This is a genomic window from Streptomyces sp. NRRL S-37, assembly GCF_000721605.1.
In the GTDB taxonomy this organism is placed as follows: Bacteria; Actinomycetota; Actinomycetes; order Streptomycetales; family Streptomycetaceae; genus Streptomyces.
The window spans coordinates 1-262 of record NZ_JOIZ01000155.1 but is presented as its reverse complement, the minus strand read 5'-3'; the positions used below and the strand labels follow the sequence as shown (position 1 = coordinate 262).

1 pseudogene is annotated in these 262 nt (G+C 69.1%); it reads right to left on the bottom strand.

The features are described from left to right. A pseudogene (locus tag IH50_RS0137225) lies at positions 1 to 262 on the bottom strand (RNA-guided endonuclease TnpB family protein); the annotation flags it as partial.

Sequence of the window (262 nt, the reverse complement as noted above, 5' to 3'; positions counted from 1 at the left end):
GGCGGCGGAAAGCGGCTGAACGGACGGGTCCTCGCACAGCAGGGACACATGCCAGCGTCCGGCCGCGTCCTGGGACACGGTCACCGTGGACGGCGACGCCCCCTCGGGAAGCGGACGGGACCACACGATGTCGAGCGGCTCCGCCATTTTCGCCAGGGTCAGCTTCCCGTCGCGGAACCGGAACGCGCTGGTGGTGTACTCCGCCGACTTCCGCGACTTCTTCCGCGACTTGAACCGCGGGTACTTCGCCCGCTTGCCGAAG